This is a genomic window from Thioalkalivibrio sp. ALE12, assembly GCF_000381105.1.
Classification (GTDB): Bacteria; Pseudomonadota; Gammaproteobacteria; order Ectothiorhodospirales; family Ectothiorhodospiraceae; genus Thioalkalivibrio.
In genome coordinates, this window is record NZ_KB905914.1 from 39236 (window position 1) to 59676 (window position 20441).

Annotated in this window: 21 protein-coding genes; 19 read left to right on the forward strand and 2 right to left on the reverse strand. The window is 64.2% G+C overall.

Translation table 11 applies throughout. The features are described from left to right. Positions 1 to 82 precede the first annotated feature (82 nt). The 13 genes from F614_RS14015 (at position 83) to F614_RS0112175 (ending at position 10946) form a co-directional block, all read left to right on the forward strand. Positions 83 to 1033 (forward strand): ABC transporter permease, encoded by a 951-nt coding sequence (locus tag F614_RS14015; protein WP_038037370.1) that lies wholly within the window; start codon positions 83 to 85, stop codon positions 1031 to 1033. Positions 1034 to 1175: 142 nt separating this feature from the next. Next, on the forward strand, positions 1176 to 1958 hold the full coding sequence (locus F614_RS0112120; protein ID WP_018865553.1) for an ATP-binding cassette domain-containing protein: 783 nt from the start codon (positions 1176 to 1178) through the stop codon (positions 1956 to 1958). 59 nt (positions 1959 to 2017) lie between these two features. Then, positions 2018 to 2809, forward strand: coding sequence for a GntR family transcriptional regulator (locus tag F614_RS0112125; protein WP_081619716.1), 792 nt, complete (start codon positions 2018 to 2020; stop codon positions 2807 to 2809). Next, entirely contained in the window at positions 2806 to 4551 is a 1746-nt protein-coding gene (locus F614_RS0112130) for a fumarate reductase/succinate dehydrogenase flavoprotein subunit (RefSeq protein WP_019558965.1), read from the forward strand. The genes F614_RS0112125 and F614_RS0112130 overlap by 4 nt, the downstream gene beginning before the upstream one ends. 12 nt (positions 4552 to 4563) lie before the next feature. Next, complete coding sequence (locus F614_RS0112135; protein WP_017942684.1) at positions 4564 to 4797, forward strand: ferredoxin family protein; 234 nt, start codon at positions 4564 to 4566, stop codon at positions 4795 to 4797. A gap of 11 nt (positions 4798 to 4808) precedes the next feature. Next, positions 4809 to 5768 carry a HEAT repeat domain-containing protein gene (locus F614_RS0112140; RefSeq protein WP_018865556.1) on the forward strand — a complete coding sequence of 320 codons (960 nt, stop codon included), beginning with the start codon at positions 4809 to 4811 and terminating at the stop codon, positions 5766 to 5768. A 49-nt stretch (positions 5769 to 5817) separates the two neighbouring features. Further along, on the forward strand, positions 5818 to 6141 hold the full coding sequence (gene fdxA, locus F614_RS0112145) for a ferredoxin FdxA (RefSeq protein ID WP_018865557.1): 324 nt from the start codon (positions 5818 to 5820) through the stop codon (positions 6139 to 6141). Positions 6142 to 6147: 6 nt separating this feature from the next. Next, a complete protein-coding gene (locus tag F614_RS0112150; RefSeq protein ID WP_026279139.1) occupies positions 6148 to 6372 on the forward strand; it encodes a hypothetical protein in 225 nt (74 codons plus the stop codon). After that, complete coding sequence (locus F614_RS0112155) at positions 6372 to 6719, forward strand: gamma-butyrobetaine hydroxylase-like domain-containing protein (protein WP_019558967.1); 348 nt, start codon at positions 6372 to 6374, stop codon at positions 6717 to 6719. Before F614_RS0112150 ends, F614_RS0112155 begins: the two co-directional genes overlap by 1 nt. Positions 6720 to 6724: 5 nt before the next feature. Next, on the forward strand, positions 6725 to 7501 hold the full coding sequence (locus F614_RS0112160; protein ID WP_026280448.1) for a ferredoxin--NADP reductase: 777 nt from the start codon (positions 6725 to 6727) through the stop codon (positions 7499 to 7501). Between the two features lie 31 nt (positions 7502 to 7532). After that, positions 7533 to 9167: an electron transfer flavoprotein-ubiquinone oxidoreductase gene (locus tag F614_RS0112165; protein ID WP_019558968.1), complete on the forward strand. Its 1635-nt coding sequence runs from the start codon at positions 7533 to 7535 to the stop codon at positions 9165 to 9167. Between the two features lie 50 nt (positions 9168 to 9217). Continuing rightward, the gene (locus tag F614_RS0112170; protein WP_019558969.1) at positions 9218 to 9967 is read left to right on the forward strand and encodes an electron transfer flavoprotein subunit beta/FixA family protein; all 750 of its coding nucleotides are present in this window, start codon (positions 9218 to 9220) and stop codon (positions 9965 to 9967) included. A gap of 1 nt (position 9968) precedes the next feature. Next, positions 9969 to 10946, forward strand: a complete 978-nt coding sequence (locus tag F614_RS0112175) for an electron transfer flavoprotein subunit alpha/FixB family protein (protein WP_019558970.1) — start codon at positions 9969 to 9971, stop codon at positions 10944 to 10946. A gap of 56 nt (positions 10947 to 11002) precedes the next feature. Here F614_RS0112175 and F614_RS0112180 read toward each other — a convergent pair whose 3' ends face one another. Then, positions 11003 to 11758: a GntR family transcriptional regulator gene (locus tag F614_RS0112180; protein ID WP_018865564.1), complete on the reverse strand. Its 756-nt coding sequence runs from the start codon at positions 11756 to 11758 to the stop codon at positions 11003 to 11005. Positions 11759 to 12191: 433 nt separating this feature from the next. Here F614_RS0112180 and F614_RS0112185 point away from each other — a divergent pair, with 433 nt between their 5' ends. The 6 genes from F614_RS0112185 (at position 12192) to F614_RS0112210 (ending at position 19258) form a co-directional block, all read left to right on the forward strand. Further along, entirely contained in the window at positions 12192 to 13541 is a 1350-nt protein-coding gene (locus tag F614_RS0112185) for an ABC transporter substrate-binding protein (protein WP_018879627.1), read from the forward strand. A 280-nt stretch (positions 13542 to 13821) separates the two neighbouring features. Further along, positions 13822 to 14658, forward strand: a complete 837-nt coding sequence (locus F614_RS0112190; RefSeq protein WP_018865566.1) for a DMT family transporter — start codon at positions 13822 to 13824, stop codon at positions 14656 to 14658. Between the two features lie 430 nt (positions 14659 to 15088). Further along, the gene (locus tag F614_RS0112195) at positions 15089 to 15667 is read left to right on the forward strand and encodes a 2OG-Fe(II) oxygenase (RefSeq protein ID WP_019558971.1); all 579 of its coding nucleotides are present in this window, start codon (positions 15089 to 15091) and stop codon (positions 15665 to 15667) included. Positions 15668 to 15765: 98 nt separating this feature from the next. Then, positions 15766 to 17901, forward strand: a complete 2136-nt coding sequence (locus F614_RS0112200) for an adenosylcobalamin-dependent ribonucleoside-diphosphate reductase (RefSeq protein ID WP_038037373.1) — start codon at positions 15766 to 15768, stop codon at positions 17899 to 17901. Positions 17902 to 17920: 19 nt separating this feature from the next. Further along, the gene (locus tag F614_RS0112205) at positions 17921 to 18619 is read left to right on the forward strand and encodes a hypothetical protein (RefSeq protein ID WP_019558973.1); all 699 of its coding nucleotides are present in this window, start codon (positions 17921 to 17923) and stop codon (positions 18617 to 18619) included. 210 nt (positions 18620 to 18829) lie between these two features. Next, entirely contained in the window at positions 18830 to 19258 is a 429-nt protein-coding gene (locus F614_RS0112210; RefSeq protein WP_019558974.1) for a hypothetical protein, read from the forward strand. A gap of 70 nt (positions 19259 to 19328) precedes the next feature. Here F614_RS0112210 and F614_RS14020 read toward each other — a convergent pair. Next, positions 19329 to 20441: IS110 family transposase (locus F614_RS14020; RefSeq protein ID WP_019558975.1), on the reverse strand; the 1113-nt coding region annotated here is incomplete at its 5' end.

The following is a 20441-nucleotide window of genomic DNA, read 5'->3' on the forward strand; positions in this document are numbered from 1 at the left end:
ACACGTCAGAACAAGTTGAGTCGTGGCGTTACCGATCAATCCATTGGGCAAGACCTGATGGCCTCGAGGGAAGGGGTTTCAAATGACGAACAAGACTGTGCCGGTAGCAGACGAGACGGTGGAGAGTGCTCCTTCCGCGCCCGACAACCCGACGTCGACGGCCCCGGCAGCAGATACCGCGCCTTCGTCACAGGAAGCGCCTCGAGCGGGTGCGTCCTTGTCTGGTGGAGCGGGTGACGCTTCTATCGGCGAACGCCTGAAGGCATTAAGCGCTACCTGGTGGGCACGCTACAGCGTCCGGATGATCTCGGTGGTGGTGCTGATCGGTCTCTGGCATCTGGCCTCCGTCAATGACTTCCGACTGCTCCTCAACTTCGAAAATGTACCTCGGCCCGGGGTTGTAGGCGCGGTGCTGCTGGATCTGTTGTCGTCCGATACTTTCTATCGGCATATCGGTGCCAGCGTCGAGCGCGTCGCCATCGCCTTTGGGTTAGCCACCGTCTTGGGTGTCGCCCTTGGTGTATTCATGGGCCGCAATCGTTTTGTGGAGGATGTCTTCTCTCCCTACGTGGAGATCTTCCGGCCCATCCCGGCGGTGGCCTGGATCCCGCTGGCGATCCTGATGCTCCCTACAGAACAGAGCAGCATTATTTTCATTACCTTTCTCGGGGCCTTTTTCCCGATCGTGCTGAACACCATGCACGGGGTTGATCAGACACCCAAGGACCTCGTGCGGGCCGCCCGCGCTCTGGGCGCTTCCAGTACCTCGATTCTGATTCATGTCGTCCTGCCGGCGGCGCTGCCCAGCATCGTGGCGGGCATGGCCATTGGTATGGGCATCGCATGGTTCTCGCTGCTGGCAGGCGAGATCATCAGTGGCCAGTACGGGATCGGCTACTTCACCTGGAGTTCCTACTCATTGATTCAGTACCCGCAGATCATTGTCGGGATGGTAACGATCGGCCTCCTGGGGACCCTGTCCACGCTGTTGGTGCGCTATGGCGCCCGGCCGTTCCTGCGCTGGCAGCGTTAGACCAGCCGCACCTCTTTCGGATCATGCTAAGCAACGGGATAGCACAATGAGAATTGGAAATTTCTGGGCCTTTGGCGAAGGGCCCTCACGCAAGAAACCCGCACCGGGTGGGGCGCTGGCGGGTCGTGCCGAGGCAGGCCGAGTGCAGATCTCCGATGTGTCCATCGAGTTCAACACCAATGGCCGCCGTAACCTGGCGGTGGATGGAGCGAATCTGGAGATTGAGCCGGGCGAATTCATCTGTCTGCTGGGGCCTTCGGGTTGCGGCAAGTCGACCTTGATGAATGCGGTGGCCGGCTTCGTCGCGCCCACGGCGGGGCGTGTTGAGGTGGATGGCAAGCACGTGCGCGGGCCGGGGCCGGAGCGCGGCATGGTCTTCCAGCAGCACTCGCTGTTCCCCTGGAAGAGCGTGCGCAAGAACGTCGCCTTTGGCCCCCGCATGGCCGGTCACTCGAGGACCGAGTCCGACAGTATCGCGCGCACCTTCCTCGGGATGGTGGGGCTTTCGGCTTACGGCAACCACTTTCCGGCGCAATTGTCCGGGGGGATGCAGCAGCGGGTCGGCATCGCGCGCGCCTTGGCCAATTACCCTGACGTATTGCTGATGGACGAGCCGTTTGGGGCGCTCGATGCCCAGACCCGCTCGATGATGCAGCAAAACCTGGTGGATCTGCGCCAGGAGTTCCACACCACCATCGTGTTCGTCACACATGACATCGAGGAGGCTGTGTTCCTGGCGGACCGGATCATCGTGATGAGCGCGAGTCCGGGCCGGTTGATCAAGGATATCCGCGTCGACATCCCGCACCCGCGCACCCACGAGGTAGTGACCGAGCCCCGATTCGTCGAGCTGAAGAAGCAGTGTCTGGACCTGATTCGGGCCGAGACGACTCGGGCATTCGAGCAGCAGGGGCGGTCGGTCTAGAGCCGAAGAGCTACTGGATCCTCTTACACCTCATAACTTGTTATGATAGGCTAGTACATATGATCGATACGCCCCGCCAAGCAGGGCTTGCAAGCACGGGACTCCCGCGTCCCGTGAGCCGGTCTGGCGGATCCGGGTCGCTCTACGGCTGGGTCCGCGACAGTCTGCGTCGCGAGATTCTCCAGGGAGTGCGCGCGCCAAACGAACGACTGGCCACCGAGAAGGAGCTGATCGAGGCCTTTGGGGTCAGCCGGATCACCGTGCGCAGGGCGCTTCGCGAGTTGCGCGCAGAAGGTCTGGTGGTAACCGCGCAGGGGCGCGGAATATTTGTCGCCCGCCCGCGGGTGAGCCAGGAGCTGCGGCGCATGGAGGCCTTTGGCGAGACGGTGACCCGTCAGATCGGTGAGGCCGATGTGCGCCTGCTTTCCATGCAGGAAATGACGCCGCCATCGCGGGTGACGCGCGAACTGGGGCTAGCGCCCGAGGACTCGGTCACCCGCATTCGCCAGGTGCAGTGCTTGCGGTCGGAGCCGGTCATGGTCAGTGAGAGCTTTCTGCCGCTGGCCATTGGGCGGCGCATATTCAGCCGCGATCTCACGGTGGACACCTTGTCCGTACTCAAAAATCGCCTGGGCCTCAGGGTGCGGAGTGCCCGTATCGAAATCGAGGCCTGTCACCCGGAGCCAGGGGTACAGGAAGCACTGGCGCTTCCGGTGGAGGCCCCGGTCCTGAAACTCATCCGTGTCTTTCTCGACCGCAGCGGTCGTGCCTTTGACGTGGAGTGTCTGTCGTTCCGCGAAGACACCTTCAACTGCAAGTTCCGTACGGATCCCAATGAGGAGTACCTATGAAAGTCAGCGAAATCGAAACAGTCGAGATGGATGTCCTGGTGATCGGCGGCGGGACCGGCGGTCCTCTGGCGGCCGTCACCGTCAAGGAAGAGAACCCCGAGCTGGATGTCATGTTGCTGGAAAAGGCCAACGTGAAACGTTCCGGCGCGATTTCCATGGGGATGGACGGCCTGAACAACGCCATCATCCCGGGTCGGGCCACGCCCGAGCAGTATGTAAAGGAGATCACCACGGCGAATGATGGCATCGTCCATCAGAAGGCGGTCCTGGCCTATGCCGATCGTTCCTACGACATGATCCAGAAGCTGGACTCCTGGGGTGTGCACTTTCAGAAGGACGAGACCGGCGATTACGACGTGAAGAAGGTCCATCACATGGGTAGCTACGTGCTGCCCATGCCCGAGGGGCACAACGTCAAGAAGATCCTGTACCGGCGCCTGCGCCGTAACCGGGTGAAGGTGGAAAACCGTTACCAGGCCACCCGCCTGCTGAAGGATCGCGACGGCAAGATCGCCGGCGCCTTTGCGGTGAACACCCGGACCTCCGAGCCCATGCTGATCCGTGCCAAGGCCGTAATCATGGCAACGGGTGCGGCCGGGCGTCTTGGCCTTCCCACCTCCGGCTATTTGTACGGCACCTACGAGAACCCGACCAATGCGGGCGAGGGGCACGCGATGGCCTATCACGCCGGCGCCGACCTGGCGAACCTGGAGTGTTACCAGATCAACCCGTTGCTGAAGGACTACAACGGTCCGGCCTGTGCGTACGTGACCGGCCCGTTGGGCGGCTACACCGCGAATGCCCAGGGCGAGCGTTTCATCGAGTGCGACTACTGGTCGGGCCAGATGATGCTGGAGTTCTACCGCGAGCTGGAAGGGGGCAAGGGCCCGGTCTACCTGAAGGTGGATCACCTCGCCGAGGAGACCATCCAGGAGATCGAGACGGTCCTGCATACCAACGAACGCCCGTCGCGCGAACGCTTCCATGCCGGGCGTGGTACCAACTATCGCGAGCACATGCTGGAGATGCACATCTCCGAGGTCGGTTTCTGCAGCGGCCACTCGGCTTCCGGGGTGTGGATCAACGAACACGGCGAGACCACCGTGCCGGGCCTGTATGCGGCCGGAGACATGGGCTCGGTGCCGCATAGTTACATGCTCGGTGCATTCGTATACGGCCAGATCTGCGGCGAGAGCGCGACGCGTTACGTCAGTGACTGGACTGACGCACCACTGGACGAGTCGCTGATTGCCGCAGAACTCGAACGCGTGATGGCACCGCTGAATGCGGAGGACGGCATTCCGCCGGAGCAGATGGAATACAAGGTGCGCCGCCTGGTGAACGACTACCTGCAGCCGCCCAAAGTGACCAAGAAAATGGAGATCGGACTCAGCCGCATCCTGCAGGTGCGCGAGGACCTGGCCAGGCTCCACGCCCGGGATCCCCACGAACTGCTGCGGGCCCTCGAGGTGCATGCGATTGTCGACTGCGCCGAGATGGCGGCGCGCGCCTCCATGGCACGCAAGGAGTCCCGGTGGGGGTTGTACCACTACTCCATCGACCACCCCGAGCGCGACGACGAGAACTGGTTCTGTCACAGCCGCCTGTACAAGGGCGAGGACGGAACCATGTGCACCGGTACGCGCCCGGTGGACCCCTACATCATCCCGCTGGATGACGACGAGCTGTCGGCCTATCAGTCCATGCGGATCGAAAACACCGACGAAGTCGCCGCCGAATAAAGGGGAAGTGACATGCCTGTAGCGAACCACAAGACGACTGTCCCGGTGGTCGTCGATGAAGAAAAGTGCATCGCCGACAAGGGGTGCCGGGTCTGCATCGACGTCTGCCCGCTGGATGTCCTGCTGATCGACGAAGTCACGGGCAAGGCCCATATGCATTACGACGAATGCTGGTACTGCATGCCGTGCGAGAAGGACTGTCCGACCGACGCGGTCACCGTGAATATCCCGTACCTGCTGAGCTGAAGGTGAACCCGATGAGCCAATACAACGACCCCGAACTGCAGGACATTGCAGACAAGCTGGCCTCCAACGATGTGGAAATGCGCCGAGTGGGGGTGCTTGCCCTGGTGGACAGTGCCGAACCTGAAGCCGCTGATCTGCTGACAATGGCCCTGAAGGACCCCGACCCTTCGGTCCGCCGCGAGGCGGCCAAGGTGGTCGACGAGTTCGAATCCGCCGACATTGCGGATGCCTTGCTGGCAGCCCTCAGCGACAGCGACGAAGCGGTCCGCAATGCTGCAGCACACGCCCTGGCGGACCTGAAGGATACCGATGCGGCGCAGCCGTTACTCGGTGCGCTGAAAGGCAGCGACGATCCATTTGTCATCGTCGGGGTGCTGGGGGCCCTCAAGCCTATGCGGCTTGCCGAGAGCTGCGAACCGGCTCTGGCCTTGCTTCAGCATGCGGATGCCGCCGTGCGTCGTGAGGCGGTATCCGTCCTCGGATGGCTGCGTTCCCCGGCGAATCTTCCGGTCCTGATCGAGCGGGCGCGCGAAGACGCCGACCCGGACGTGCGGCGGGTGGCCGTGAGCGCCCTGTCGTACGGCGATCCGGACTCGATTGGCGATGCCCTGCTGGCCGGGTTGCAGGACGAGAATTGGCAGGTCCGAGCCGAAGCGGCCTCCATGATTGGCAAGCTGCGACTGCGGTTGGCCCTGCAGAGTCTGATCGAAGGCACGCGCGATTCCTTCTGGCAGGTACGTGAGAAGGCCGTTGAGGCCCTGGGCACTTTGGGTGACCCGAAGGCTGTGGAGGCAGTGGGCGTGTGCACCGACGACCCGGTGTCGAACCTGCGCAAGGCCGCGGTTGGCGCCCTGGGCGAGATTGGGGATGCCAAGGCGCAGGCGTACGTGGAAAGCGCGATGGACGACCCGGATCCCGATGTCCGCAAGACCGCCCTTTGGGCCCAGTCGAAGCTGCGCGTGGCGAGCTGATTCGCCGCGTGCTTCACCGAGAGCGACACGTCGCCATACGGAGGCAACCGTGACTTACGTAGTGAACGAGAACTGTATCCGGTGCAAGTACACCGATTGCGTCGAAGTGTGTCCGGCGGACTGCTTCCACGAGGGCCCCAACATGCTGGTGATTGACCCGGTGGAGTGCATCGACTGTGACCTGTGTGTGCCGGAATGTCCGCCCGAGGCGATCCAGCCGGAAGGTGAGTTGGCCGAGGATCAGAAACATCTCCTCGACTTGAATGCCGAGCTGGCGGCTATCTGGCCGCTAATAACGTCGGCAAAGGACCCGCTGCCCGACGCGGAAGAGTGGATCGAACGTTCGGGCAAGCTGGCCGAGCTGGAGCGCTGATTCGTTATGTCTCGCCTTGTCATTACAAGCTGGGTAACGCGTGGCGCCTTTCTCGGGGCTTGGCTGGCCGGCGTGGCCTCCATGCTGGGTGCGCGTCCGGTGGACGACCCGGATAACCCCCTGTTGTGGCCGCCGGTCACCACCCTGGTGATCGAGGAAACTGTGCTCGCCGAACTGGCTCGCACCTGTCCCGTGGAGGGCGGCCCGCTGGCCGCCGGAGGGCGCGCGTAATGAGCATGCAACCGCCGAAGGAGATCCGCCTGCAGGGGCAGGCCGGCGAGGTTCAGTTTTGCTGGCCGACCGGCGAGGTTACCTGCAAGCGTTTCGAGGCATTGCGGCTGGCGTGTCGCTGCGCCCATTGCACTCTGGCCCGGCGTCGGGACGAACCGGTGACAGACGCCACTCAAGTGGAAGTGGTCGACATCGTTCCGTTCGGGGTCAGCGGGGTGCGCTTTGTGTTCTCCGATGGTCACGAGCAGGGCATCTATCCGTGGCGCTATCTGTGGGAGATCAGCGCGAGGGCCCCGGCCCATTCAACCAATGATGGCAACACAACCCGACTCGAATCTGGGAGGTAGACCCCATGGCAGCCTGTGACCCACAAGAAGTGCTGAGCGTGCACCACTGGAATGACACGTTGTTCAGCTTCAAGACCACGCGCGACCCGGGCCTGCGCTTCGAGAACGGTCATTTCGTGATGATCGGTCTCGAGGTGGAGGGCAAGCCCCTACTGCGGGCCTACAGCATCGTGAGCCCGAACCACGAGGAATACCTCGAGTTCCTGAGCATCAAGGTTCCGGACGGCCCGTTGACCTCGCGCCTGCAGCACATCAACGAGGGTGATCAGCTCCTGGTAAGCCGCAAGGCGACTGGCACGCTGGTGATCCACGATCTGCTGCCGGGCAAGAACCTGTATCTGTTCGGCACGGGCACCGGCCTCGCACCCTACATGAGCATTATCCGCGACCCGGAAACCTACGAGCGATTCGAGAAGGTGATCCTGGTCCACGGCGTGCGCTACAAAAGCGAGCTGGCCTACCAGGAATATCTGACCGAGGAGCTCCCGAACCACGAATACCTCGGCGAGCTCGCGCAGGAGCAGTTGCTCTACTACCCGACGGTCACGCGCGAGGACTTCGTTCACCAGGGCCGCATCACGGACCTGATCGAGAACGGCAAGATGGCTGAAGACCTCGGTCTGCCGCAGCTCGACCCGGAACAGGACCGCGCCATGATCTGTGGCAGCCCGGCGATGCTCGAGGACCTGTCGAACCTGCTGGATCAGATGGGCTTCACCGCCTCGCCCAAGACGGGCGTGCCGGGTGAGTACGTGATCGAGCGGGCCTTTGTCGAGCAGTAGTCCGGCGGCGCCGACTGAGCGGGAGACAACCATGGAACGCGAGCAGATCGAGATGGATGTGGTCATCGTCGGTGCGGGGCCTGCGGGCCTCGCGGCCGCGATTCGGCTGCGCCAGTTGGCGCAGGACCAGGGCCGGGACGATCTCTCGGTCTGCGTACTGGAAAAGGGGCCCGAGGTCGGGGCACATATCCTTTCCGGTGCGGTGATCGATCCGCGCTCGCTCGACGAATTGATCCCCGACTGGCGCGATCTCGGAGCGCCGTTGAAAACGTCCGCCGTGGATGATCACTTCCTGTTGCTGCGCGAGCATGGAAGCCTGCGGCTGCCCACTCCCGGCGCACTGCGTAACGAGGGCAATTATGTGGGTTCGCTGGGCAACCTGTGCCGCTGGCTGGGCGAGCAGGCGGAGGCACTGGGGGTGGACATCTACCCGGGCTTCGCGGCGGCCGAGGTGCTGTACGACGAACAGGGTTCCGTGCGCGGTGTGGCCACCGCGGACACCGGCTTGCAGCCGGACGGTACGCCCGGCCCGCAGCACGAGCCCGGTGTGGAGATCGTGGCCGGGCGAACCCTGCTGGCGGAGGGCTGCCGTGGATCGTTGAGCCAGCAGGTGATTGCCGCCTACGAACTGGATCGAGATGCCGATCCGCAGACCTACGGCATTGGCATCAAGGAGGTCTGGGAAGTAGATGAATCCGTCCACCGCCCGGGCACCGTGGTGCATACCGTCGGCTGGCCCCTGGACGCCCGAACCTACGGCGGCGGCTTCCTGTACCACTTCGACGCGCGCCGCGTGTCCGTGGGGTTCGTGGTCGGGCTCGATTACGCCAACCCGAACCTCTCGCCTTACCAGGAGATGCAGCGGTTCAAGACCCACCCGGAGATTCGCCGCCATCTCGAGGGTGGTCGCCGCCTGTCCTATGGTGCGCGGGCCCTGGTCGAAGGAGGGGTGCAGTCCTGCCCCAAGCTGGAATTCCCGGGCGGGATGCTGGTGGGAGATGCCGCGGGCCTGCTGAACGTGGCGCGCATCAAGGGCACCCACACCGCCATGAAGTCCGGGATGCTGGCGGCGGAGACGGTGTTCGAGCATTGGGCGAACGCATCCGAGCCGGCGGCGGCTACAGGCGTGGACCGGGCGTTGGCGGATTCCTGGGTCTGGTCCGAGCTTCGGCGCGCGCGCAATATCCGCCCCGCCTTCGCCCGCTGGGGATTGTGGGGCGGGCTGGCGTATGCCGCCGCAGACACCTATTTGTTCGGTGGCCGCGCGCCGTGGACGTTCTCCCAGCACGCGGATCACGAGCAGCTACAGCGCCAGTCGGAGGCCTCGCCCATCGAGTATCCGGCGCCGGACGGGGAGCTCACGTTCCCGCTGTTGTCGTCGGTGCATCTGTCGAACACCAATCACGACGAGCACCAGCCCTGCCATCTGCGGCTGCGTGATCCCGATGTCCCCATCCAGGTGAACCTGGCCGAATTCGGGGCGCCGGAGGCACGCTACTGCCCGGCCGGGGTGTACGAGATTGTCGATGGCGACCAGGGGCCGCGCCTGCAGATCAACGCAGCCAACTGCGTGCACTGCAAGACCTGTGACATCAAGGACCCTACCCAGAATATCCAGTGGCAGGTACCGCAAGGCGGCGAGGGCCCGATCTATTCGGGCATGTAGGCCGCATCGAGGCCGATTGCCGGGCCGCAAAGTCAACGGGAGTGAATGCGATGAAAGTACTGGTCGGCGTAAAACGCGTGATCGATTACAACGTGAACATCCGCGTGAAGTCGGATGGTAGCGGTGTCGAGACGGAAAACGTCCGGATGTCCGCCAATCCCTTCGACGAGATTGCGCTGGAGGAGGCCGTACGCCTGAAAGAGGCTGGCATCTGCAGCGAATTGCTGGCGGTGACGGTGGGTGACGAGGCCAGTCAGGAGGTTCTGCGCAGCGCCCTGGCAATGGGCGCGGACCGCGCGATCCGGATCGATGTGCCGGAATCGCCGCAGCCCCTGAACGTGGCCGCGTTACTGGCCGCGGTCGCGCGCGAGGAAGCCGTCGACCTGGTGCTTCTTGGCAAGCAGGCGATCGACGATGACGCCAACCAGACCGGGCAGATGACCGCTGCATTGCTCGGCTGGCCCCAGGGTACCTTCGCGTCCGAGTTGACCATCGAAGAGGGCCGGGCGCGGGTAGCACGCGAGATCGATGGCGGGCAGCAGACCGTTGAACTGGACCTGCCCGCCGTGGTGACAGCGGACCTGCGACTCAACGAGCCCCGGTTCGTGAAGCTGCCCGCGATGATGAAGGCGAAGAAACGCCCCATCGAGGAGCACACGCCCGAGGCCCTGGGCGTGGATATGCGTCCGCGGGTGGAGCGGGTCAAGGTTTCCGAGCCCGTTCCCCGCGAGGCGGGTGTGAAGGTCGCGGACGTGGACGAACTGCTGGACAAGCTGCGCAACGAAGCGGGGGTGATCTGAGATGGCGAACACGATACTGGTTGTAGCGGAGACGGCAGGGGAGACACTGGCCGCCAGCACCTTGTCCACCCTGACGGCCGCCCGCGAACTGGACGGTCCCATCGACGTCCTGGTAGCGGGTGCACGCCCCGCGGCGGCGGCCGAAAGCCTCGCCTCGATGACCGGGGTCCGCCGTGTGCTGGTTGCCGAGGCGCCTCATCTGGCAGGCGGCCTTGCTGAGGATCTTTCCGGGTTGGTGGCTGGACATGTCGAGCACTACAGTCATGTGCTGGCGCCCGCCACCACGTTCGGGAAAAACCTGCTCCCCCGGGTGGCGGCGCTGGTCGACATCCAGATGGTCTCGGATGTCACCGTGATCGAGGACGCGGAGACGTTCGTGCACCCGATCTACGCGGGCAATGCCAACGAAACCTTGCGAGTGCTGGAGCCGCACAAGTTGCTGACCATACGCCCGACTGCGTTCGCCAAAGAGGTAGTGGGCGGCGGTGAGGCCCAGCTTGAACGCATTGACGTCGGTGAGACCCTGGCCCAGTCCCGCGAGGTCGAACTCCAACTCGACGAGTCGGACCGGCCGCAACTGGAATCCTCCGGGATCGTCGTTTCCGGGGGGCGAGCCTTCGGCAGCCTGGAGAAATTCCGTCTGCTGGAGGAACTGGCAGCGGATCTGAACGCCGCCGTGGGCGCCTCGCGGGCAGCCGTGGATGCCGGTTATGCCCCCAACGACTGCCAGGTGGGACAGACCGGCAAGGTGGTCGCACCGGAGCTGTACATTGCGGTGGGCATCTCCGGCGCCATTCAGCACCTCGCCGGCATGACCGGATCCAAGGTCATCGTCGCCATCAACAAGGACCCGGATGCCCCGATCTTCGGCGTGGCCGACTACGGCCTGGTCGGCGACCTGTTCGATATCCTGCCGGAGCTCCACGAGAAGATCCGGCAGCTGCGAAGCGAGCCGGCACCCGGTCTGGCAGAAGCTTGAGTCGTGTCCTGGCGGGGTAACCGGCGCGTACAGTGGCGGTTACCCCACGGGATCGGTTACGAACGATCGATCTCGAATCGATACTTGAACGAGTCGCCACTGAAAAACAGAAACTCGTAGTCGATGGGCCGTCCGGAGCGATCGTGGGTTAGACGTTCCACCTGCAGAACCGGGTCGGCTGCCGACAGGCCCAGCTCCTTCTGTACTTCGTTGTTCGCGAGCCCGGCATCGATGCTGATGTTGGCTGCACCCAGCGGGATGCCCGAGAGGTTCTCCAGGATCGGGAAGATGTCGCCCGAAAGATCCTGATTGAACAAGGGGCGCCCCACATCCAATGGGAAATAACTGACTTCCAGTGACACTGGGACCCGGTTCAGGTAGCGCACCCGCTTCACTTCGACCACCGAGCCGCTTGTTGCACCCCCAAGGTCGAGTGCGTCGCGCACATTCTTGGGCGGGACCATTTCTTCGATTGAAACCACCCGCGCCGTTGCTTCGTAGCCCTGGGCCGCCATGGCCTCGCCAAAGCCTTCCAGGCGCCGCACGTTCTGCACCGCCTTCGGCTTGCTGACAAAACTGCCCTTGCCCTGTGAGCTGAAGATCAGGCCTTCGTTGTGCAGGTCACGCAGTGCCTGACGAATGGTAATGCGGCTGACGCCGAACCGTCGGGTGAGTTCGCTCTCGGATGGGAGCTTCTGGTGCGGCTGGTAGGTGCCGTCGAGGATCCTTTGGCGCAATGTTTCCTTGATCTGGACATACAGGGGCTGCGGGGATTCCTGAAGCGTTTGGCGGTCCGGGGTGCTGGATTCCATGGGCGCGTCTCGTTCCTCGATTCAACTCATCATATCGTGTCATAGAAGGAGTGAGATGGGTAGGGGAACGGACGGTTTGGCTGAGCGAAGTCGGCCGCGGGGTGCCGAATACGGCAGGTGTATTGCTTGTCATGATTGCTGGCGTTCACAGCCGTTATCCGGCACTCCAATAGCGCAGGGATTCCCCAGGTTGGGGCGGTGACGGGCATGGCGGCGGAAGCCGAGGTATTCCTTATTGAAGAATAAAACTCAAGGAAAACAGAAAGGTGCGGATTGTTTTCCCTCGATTGCGGAGTGCGGCACGGAATCTGCTGCGTATCCGGTAGATCAGTCATGGCCTGTTAGTACAGGCAAGTCCCCGAGCCGGGTCTAGTCGGCTGATCAAACGTTGGATGCGCCATTTTGGCGGACACTTAATTTTGGGAGAAGAACCATGCGTTGGAAGCCAATCGTTGCCGGTGTAGCAATCGCGGCCTTTTCCGGGGCCGCGGTGGCCGAGACGATCCAGATCCGGGTCGGGCACCAGAGTCAGGTCACCAATACGGTATCGGGCGGGGTCGTCATCGAACGCCTGCGTCTATTCGAGGAACACTTGCCAACCGATGGCAGATACGAAGATGTCGATTTCGTCGTCCAGTACGCCGACTTCGACTCCGGTCCGCCGATTACCAACCGAATGATCGCCGGGCAGCTCGAGTTCGGGGTCATGGGCGACTACCCGCTAATCGTGAACGGCGCGACCTTCCAGAATACTGGTCGTGCCGAGTCCTTGTTCGTTGCCATGACTGGGTACAACGCCCGCGGTACGGGTAATGGCATTGTGGTTCCAGTCGATTCCCCTGCGCAGAGTCTGTCGGATCTCGCCGGCCAGCAGCTTTCGACGCCGTTCGGCAGTGCCGCCTGGGGTATGACCCTGGATGCGCTGAGCCAGGCCGGTATCCTGGATGACATCCAGCTTCGCGACCAGGGGCCACCGGTCGGGGTAGCGAATATCCGTACGGGTAACATCGATGCTCATTCGAACTTCACCCCGTGGTCCGAGGTGATGGAGTATCGCGGGTTTGGCCGTAAGGTCTTCGACGGTAGCGAAGTCGGCCAGCCGACGTTCCATGGGACCGTGGTCCGTGACGACTTCGCGGAAGAGCATCCGCGTGTGGTTGAGGCGTACATTGCAGCCACGATGGAGGCGCAGGACTGGATCATGGAAGACCCCATGCGGGCGGCGACCAAGCTGGAAGAGTGGACCACGATCGAGAAAGAGGTCCTGTACCTGTACTTCAGCGAGGGCGGCATTACGTCGGTCGATCCGACCCTGAAACCCGAGTGGGTGGACGCGCTGAAGTATCACCATGCGACGCTGCAGCGGGAGCGTTCGGTCCCCGAACTGGACTTTGACCGCTGGGTGGACGACAGCTTCGTGCGAGCCGTCTACGAGGCTCAAGGCAAGGACTACGAGGAGCAGCTGGGCAAGATCACCCGATCCGAACCGGGCGCGCCCGGACTTCCGCCGGCCGAGGTCTGGTTCGCCGAAGAAGGCATTATCAAGTACGACTCCATTGGCGAGATGCTGGCCGCGGTCGAAGAGGTCGAGGAGTCAGGTTCCGACGAGGTTCGTGCGACGTATGTCTACGACCACGGCACGGGCCTCAAGCTGTTCGGCCACGTGGCGTCGTTCGTGGAAACCGAGGACGACTACGTCGCGTTCATGCGGGCCGGTGACGCCGAGGAATATGCCAGCGAGAACGGTGGCACCACTGTCGAACTGGCCGCCCTTCGTTACTAGGGTTCTATCCATGTAGCGGGTTATCCGACTCGCTTGTCTGAGGAAGCCATGGCCGCTCCGATCGGCCATGGCTTTTTTCCTGACACAGGGCCGGCTGTCGCATTCGCAACGATGAAGCCGAGGGAGCAATCCAGCCTCTGTGCCCCACTGAACTCGCGGTGCGATTTTCGGCACCATGCCCTGCTCGTCACGCAACCGCTCGGGTTGCTCGGCCACCGCCGCCTCCCTCGGGGTATGGATGCATCGCATCCTCCTGTCAGATAGAAGGAATCCGACGCCGATGCCGGTGCGCTTAGCAACGCTGATGTCAGTGGCGCTCATAGCGTTCGCCGCCAATTCCATCCTGACGCGTGCCGCGTTCACCTCAACGTCCATTGATCCGGTCAGCTTTACCGCGATCCGGCTTGTCTCCGGAGCGATCATGCTGTGGCTGATCGTTCGGGCCCAGCCGACCCTTCCAGAAGGACGGGGCAGTTGGGGGTCAGCGCTCGCACTCTTCGTGTACGCCATCGGGTTTTCGTTCGCCTACATTTCCCTGACCGCGGCGACCGGAGCGCTGCTGCTGTTCGGCGCGGTCCAGGTGACCATGGTCAGTTGGTATCTGGCGGCCGGCGCACGATTGACGTCTCGCCAATGGATAGGCTTCGCCCTGGCTTTAGCAGGACTCATCTGGTTGCTGTCGCCCGGGCTCTCGGCACCGCCCCCGATTCCTGCTGCATTAATGATCGTGGCCGGCTTCGCTTGGGGTGTCTACACGCTGCGGGCGAGTGGCAGTGGCGATCCGACCCGGGTCACGGCATCCAACTTCCTCCTGGCGAGCTTGCCTGCGCTGGTCCTGGCGGTGGCTTTCAGTCCAGGCGCCGTCGTGGACATTCCGGGTGCACTACTGGCCGCGGCGTCGGGCGCCCTGGCCTCCGGTCTGGGATATGCGGTCTGGTACGCCGCGCTCAAGCTCATTCGGACCTCCACCGCTGCGGTTGCCCAGCTGAGCGTGCCGGTGATCACCGCCATTGCAGGGATCGGCCTCCTCGCGGAGCCGTTGACCCTGCGTCTGGTGTTCGCCGGCATTGTCGTGTTGGGTGGTATTGCGCTGGTGGTCGTAAAGCCGAAGAGCTGAAGACCGATGTTCGGCAACGTCGGAGAACGCGACGTCAGGCGGCATTGGATCTGCCGATGACGTCCTGGCTCAGGAAAATCGGAATGACCTCGTCGGCGGTTGTCATTATTTCGCCCCGTTCTGGTGTATAAGCAAGTCTTTTATTGGATAGCGCGTTGGCAGGGGGCCTCGGCGCTTTCGACCCGCCGTTCCGGCGGCTGCCGCATACCAAACACGGTAGGCGGCAGAAATTACTGATCGCGCATCCCCGTGCGATGTTGGATGAGGCTACAAGGGCTTGAAAACTGAACTGGTGATCCCCGCTCCCGACACAACCACTCCGCCAAGCGCGGTGTCCGGGGCTGTAGTTCCTGCGGCAATGCTCGGGGAGGGAGCATTCGGAGATACTTCCGTTCCCGACTGGCTGTATGGGCTCGCCGCCGGCGAGCCCGTGGTCTGGCCCGACTTCCTGCCCGAGGACACGGTCGATGCGCTGCATGACGAGATCTACGCCCTGCGTGATGCCGCGCAGCTGGCGCAGGCGCGGATCGGTCGGGGTGGCGAGCGCCATCGCGACCGGGCGACTCGCGGCGACTGGATCCACTGGCTGGATGGTGCCAGCCTGGCCCAGCAGGCATTTATGGAGCGCCTGGATGCGATCCGGCTGCAGGTGAGCCGCACGCTGATCCCGGGCCTGTTCGAGACCGAATCACACTTTGCCCTGTACCCGTCCGGCACCCATTACGCCCGGCATGTGGATGCCTTCCAGGCCGGCAACTGCCGCCGGCTGTCGCTGGTGTTCTATCTGAACCGCGACTGGCGCGAGCAGGACGGCGGCCAGCTCGCGATCTATGACGATGCCGGCCGCGAATGCCAGCGCATCCAGCCGACGGCTGGCACGCTGGTGATGTTCCTGAGCCAGACCGTGCCGCACGCGGTCCTGCCCACCCACCGCTGGCGCGCCAGCATCGCCTCCTGGATGCGCGTACGCGAGCTTGCCAACCCGCTCGCGGGTCTCGACCGCTTCTGACACCGGCCCCTGCTCGTTCTTGCAGCCTGCGGCGCCGGCGCCCATGATCGGAGAAGGGCCTCAGCGCCCTTCGGTCGAGCGCAACGCGGCGGGCCAATATGGGCAAGAGCCGGCAAAGGCAGGACAACGATCGCCACCCACGAGACACGTCGCCCGACGTGCCCCTGCAGCCCTCTTCGGCTTCGATCTGGGCCGAGCGCTATCGGCTGCGTGACGCCCGGGGCGAGCCGGTGGATGCCTCGGTCGGGGCGATGTTCGACCGTGTCGCCGGGGCCCTCGCCGCGGTCGAGGCGCCGGACAAACGCGCGTCGATCGAGCGCGAGTTCCGCTGGGCGCTGGACAACGGCGCCATCCCGGCCGGGCGAATACTGGCCAATGCCGGGGCCGAGGCGTACAAGCCGGAGACCACCCTGATCAACTGCACCGTCTCGCGCACGATTCGCGATTCGCTGCAGGCCATCCTGGATGCCAACACCGCCGCCGGCCTGACGCTCAAGGCCGGGGCCGGCATCGGCTACGACTTCAGCACCCTGCGCCCGAAGGGTGCGCTGGTCGCGGGTGCGGGCGCGCCGACCAACGGTCCGGTCGCCTTCATGCAGATCTTCGACCAGACCTGCCGCACCATCGGCGCGGCCGGTGGTCGCCGCGGGGCACAGATGGCAACGCTGGATATCGGCCACCCGGACATCGAGCGCTTCATCCTCGCCAAGCGCCGCAAGGGGCGGCTGACCCAGTTCAACCTGTCCGTGCTGGTGCGCGATGCCTTTCTGGAGGCCGTGGAGCGCGACGACGAATGGGCGCTGGCCTTCCCGCTGCTGCCCGTCGAGCAGGACCGGGTGGCGACATCCGAGCTTGTCTATCGCGACTGGCCGGTGGTCGAGGACGGTTACCGCGTCGACGACCAGGGCCGGGTCGCCTGCCGTATCTACCGTCGCGTGCGCGCCCGCGAGCTGTGGGACACCCTTATGCGCAGCACCTATGACGTCGGCGAACCCGGTGTCATCCTGATCGATCAGGTCAATCGGCAGAACAACGCCTGGTTCGACGAGGTGATCCGCGCCACCAACCCCTGCGGCGAGGAGCCGTTGCCGCCGGACGGGGCCTGCCTGCTGGGGTCGGTGAACCTGACCCGGTTCGTCTCCGCGCCGTTCGGCGCCGACGCAGCCTTCGACTGGGCGCGCTTCGAGCGGGTGGTGCGCGTGTTCACGCGCATGCTGGACAACGTCGCGGATATCTCCGGGCTGCCGCTGCCGGAGCAGCGCGCCGAGATGCTGCGCAAGCGCCGCCACGGCATGGGCATCCTCGGGCTCGGATCGGCCCTGGCGATGCTGGGGGAGACCTACGGCTCGGATTCGGCCGCCGACTTCACCGCAGAGGTCTGTCGCCGCCTTGCGCTGGAGAGCTGGCGGGCCGGGCTGGAGCTCGCGCGCGAGAAAGGCCCGGCGCCGATCATGGACGAGGACTTCACGCTGACCGCGGACATACTCCGGCGTCAGCCAGCGCTGGCCGAGGCCGGCTATCAGGTGGGCGACGTGCTGAAGGGGCGGGAGCTGCATGCGCGCTTCAGCCCCTACATGCGACGCATCGCCGAGGAGGACCCGGCGCTGGTCGCGGCACTGGCCGAGGAGGGCGCGCGTTTTACCCACGCCACCTCCATCGCGCCTACAGGCACCATCAGCTTTTCGGTCGCCAACAACGCGAGCAACGGGATCGAGCCGACCTTTCTGCACCACACCACGCGCAACATCCGTCGCCCCGGGCGGCGTACCCGCGAGGCGGTGGACTGCTACTCGTTTGAGCTGCTGGCCTACCGCGCCCTGATCGATGCCGAGGCAGGGCCGGGGGATCTTCCCGCCAACGCGATCACCGCGGAACAGGTCAGTGTGGACGCCCACATCCGCATGCAGGCCGCCGCCCAGCCGTGGGTGGACTCGGCCATCTCCAAGACGCTTAACGTCCCGACCGATATCCCGTTCGAGGACTTCCAGCAGGTCTACCTGCAGGCCTGGCGGGCGGGGCTCAAGGGCTGCACCACCTACCGGCCCAACCCGCAGGCCCGGATGGGCGTGCTGGTGGACCCCGAGCGCCTGCGCAGTACCTGGTACACCTTCACCCTGGCGGACGGCCGGGAGCTGACCCTGCGCGGCGACGAAGAGGTCGAATACGAAGGCCAGGTCCACACCGCCGCGAATCTCTTTGCCGCGCTGGACGAGGGCTACTACGACGACGTCTGACGCCGTCGGGGAGGACACGATGCACCGGATCGACCAGCCCATCATCGCCTTTCGCCGCTCGGATGCCCCGCAGGGCGAGGGCGCGTCCGGCAGCGACGATCACCCGCTGGGCAAGCGCATTCCGTCGCGCCCCGAGGGCGAACTCGAGTCGGTCACCGAGAAGGTGCGCTACTGGACCCAGGACGGGCCGCAGACCGTCTACCTGGTGGTCAGCTTCGTGGCCGTCTCCGGCACGGTCAGCGGCGAGCGCGTGACCATCGAGCGCCCGATCGAATTCTTCCTGCCCACCGGGCAGCACTCCGAGTCCTACCAGTGGATCTCCGCGACCATGCGCAGCCTGTCGCTGGCGGCCCGTGGCGGCTACGCCGCCCGCGCCCTGCGCGACCTGCGCAAGGTCACCTGGGACCGCGGCCCGGTTCGCTGCGGCGAGAACGAATACGGCAAACCGCTGTACCACCCCTCCGAGGTCGCCGCGATCGCCCACGCCCTGCAGCGCATCCTCCAGCGCCGCGGCTTTCTCGATCCCGAAGGCCACCCCCGCCCGCTACGCGAACTGGTCGCCGCCTGTCGCGACAGGGGAACCCCGAAGGCCTCCGCCACCCTGGAAGCACCGAATTCGGGGGCCACAGACATGGCCCCCTGCCCGCAGTGCGATGGCCACCTCGAGATCATCGACGGCTGCCCCACCTGCCGTGACTGCGGCTATTCGAAGTGCTAGTGCCTTCGGGCGAAGGCGGGCGGGACCCGAACGGCTGGCGACTCTGAAACGAAGAAAACGAACCGCGTACCAGGCGCCGACACGCGATCGACCAAAGGCTCACCCGGCCCTGAAGCTGCATGGATAACCCCTTGGCTTGCAGGGCCGCCGTAGAAATCTCGAAGGGCGTCTCGTAGTCTCCCCGCCTCGTCCATTCCGCCTGGAGAGACCGTGGCCCACATCCTGAACCCGTACGCCGACGATCAGCCCGAGCCGAAGCACATCGTGCTGCGCGCCCGCAGTGGGCAGGCGGTTTCGGCCAATTTCACCCTGCAGGATCGGCGAGGACGCCAGAGCGCGGCGGAATACCTGTTCCATCTCTATTCCACGATCAAGCAGAAGCTGGACGAGCCGGTCCTGGATACCGCTGCGCCCTCGCCGGACGACCAGACCGCCATGCAGCGACTGATCCTCTACTCGGCGGGTGCCCATGACACCATGTTCGGCACTTTCAATGGTTCCAATACCTCCTCGGAGATGCCGGAGGAGGAGCGCAACGAGTTCGTCGAGATCTTCCTGCTGGCCTGCGCCACGGTCATCGAAGGCCAGCGGATCACCGTCGACCTCCAGCGCGGCCTCATCACCGCCGAGGCGGCCTGAGCGCCACGGGCCGGCGTTGAAAGACTGTTTCGGGGACAAAAGGCAAGGTCTGAACATCCCTCTCGGATTTTCAAGGTTTGGGCGTCTCGCGTGTGGGGCGGCGGTGGTACTCCCGTCCTTGACGGAGCATCGTCCAGATCATTCGGATCAAGTGACGCCCGAGGGCTCGTACCGCTTGATTGTGCGTCTTGCCTTGAGCACGTTTGCGGTCGTAGTACGCGCGGGACTCGGGCACATGGGCCATGTGCCGTGCCACGCAGGTCATCAGTGCATTCTGGCATCGGGTATTAACGGAGCGGGGGCGTTTACCCCGATCGCGAACGCCCGAACTGTTCGCTAGCGGGGCCATCCCCACATAGACGGCCAGCCCCGATTCCTTGGTGAACCGATCCAGTGTGCCGATCTCGCCCACTAACTCCGCAACACCCGTCGTGCCGAAGCCGGGGATGGATCGCAGGAGCCGAGACGGTTGGCTCTCGCACGCCAAGCGTTCGAGCTCGGTGTCCAACTCCGTGATCCGCTCACTCAGCGTCAGGATCGATCGTGCATCGGTGACCACATCCATATCGCCGAAGGCGATATCCGGGGCAAACTGTGCGGTCGGCTGCCATGCCTGGATCTTGGCGAGATAAGCGCGCCCAACACCCCGTATCCTTAACAGCGTCGAGGCGCGTACCCGTGGCAACGCCGTGAGGCGGTCTCGGCAGGTCAGGAAGCGGAGGAACCACCGGTTGTCGATCGAACCCGTGATCGACAGCAAGCCCGGGCAAAGCGCCTGTAGATCGCAGTTCAGCCGCGCCAGACGCCCAGCCCGCTCCTGTACCAGCACCCGCCGCCGGCGCGTCAGATACTTCAGATGGCGGTGCGCCTTTGGGATCAGCGTCACCCGCTGTAGGGCATTGCGGGCCACCCCAGGTTGCTGATCCAGCGCGAATAGCTCGAGCATGCGGCGCGAGTCGATCGCGTCCGTCTTGGCAGGAGCCGGAAAGATCTCCTTATACCGTGCTAGCTTCAAGTTATTGACGTTGTACAGCGCCCAACCGCGGGCCAGGGTCTGGCTATCCAGCGGGCGTGCCCAGCCGTTGTAACCTTCCATCGCCACCTGGACCCTCTGGTCCGGCGACCGACGATGGCGTTCCACTCGTTCGAAGAACGCTGTAAATCCAGACGGTTCGTGATCGAT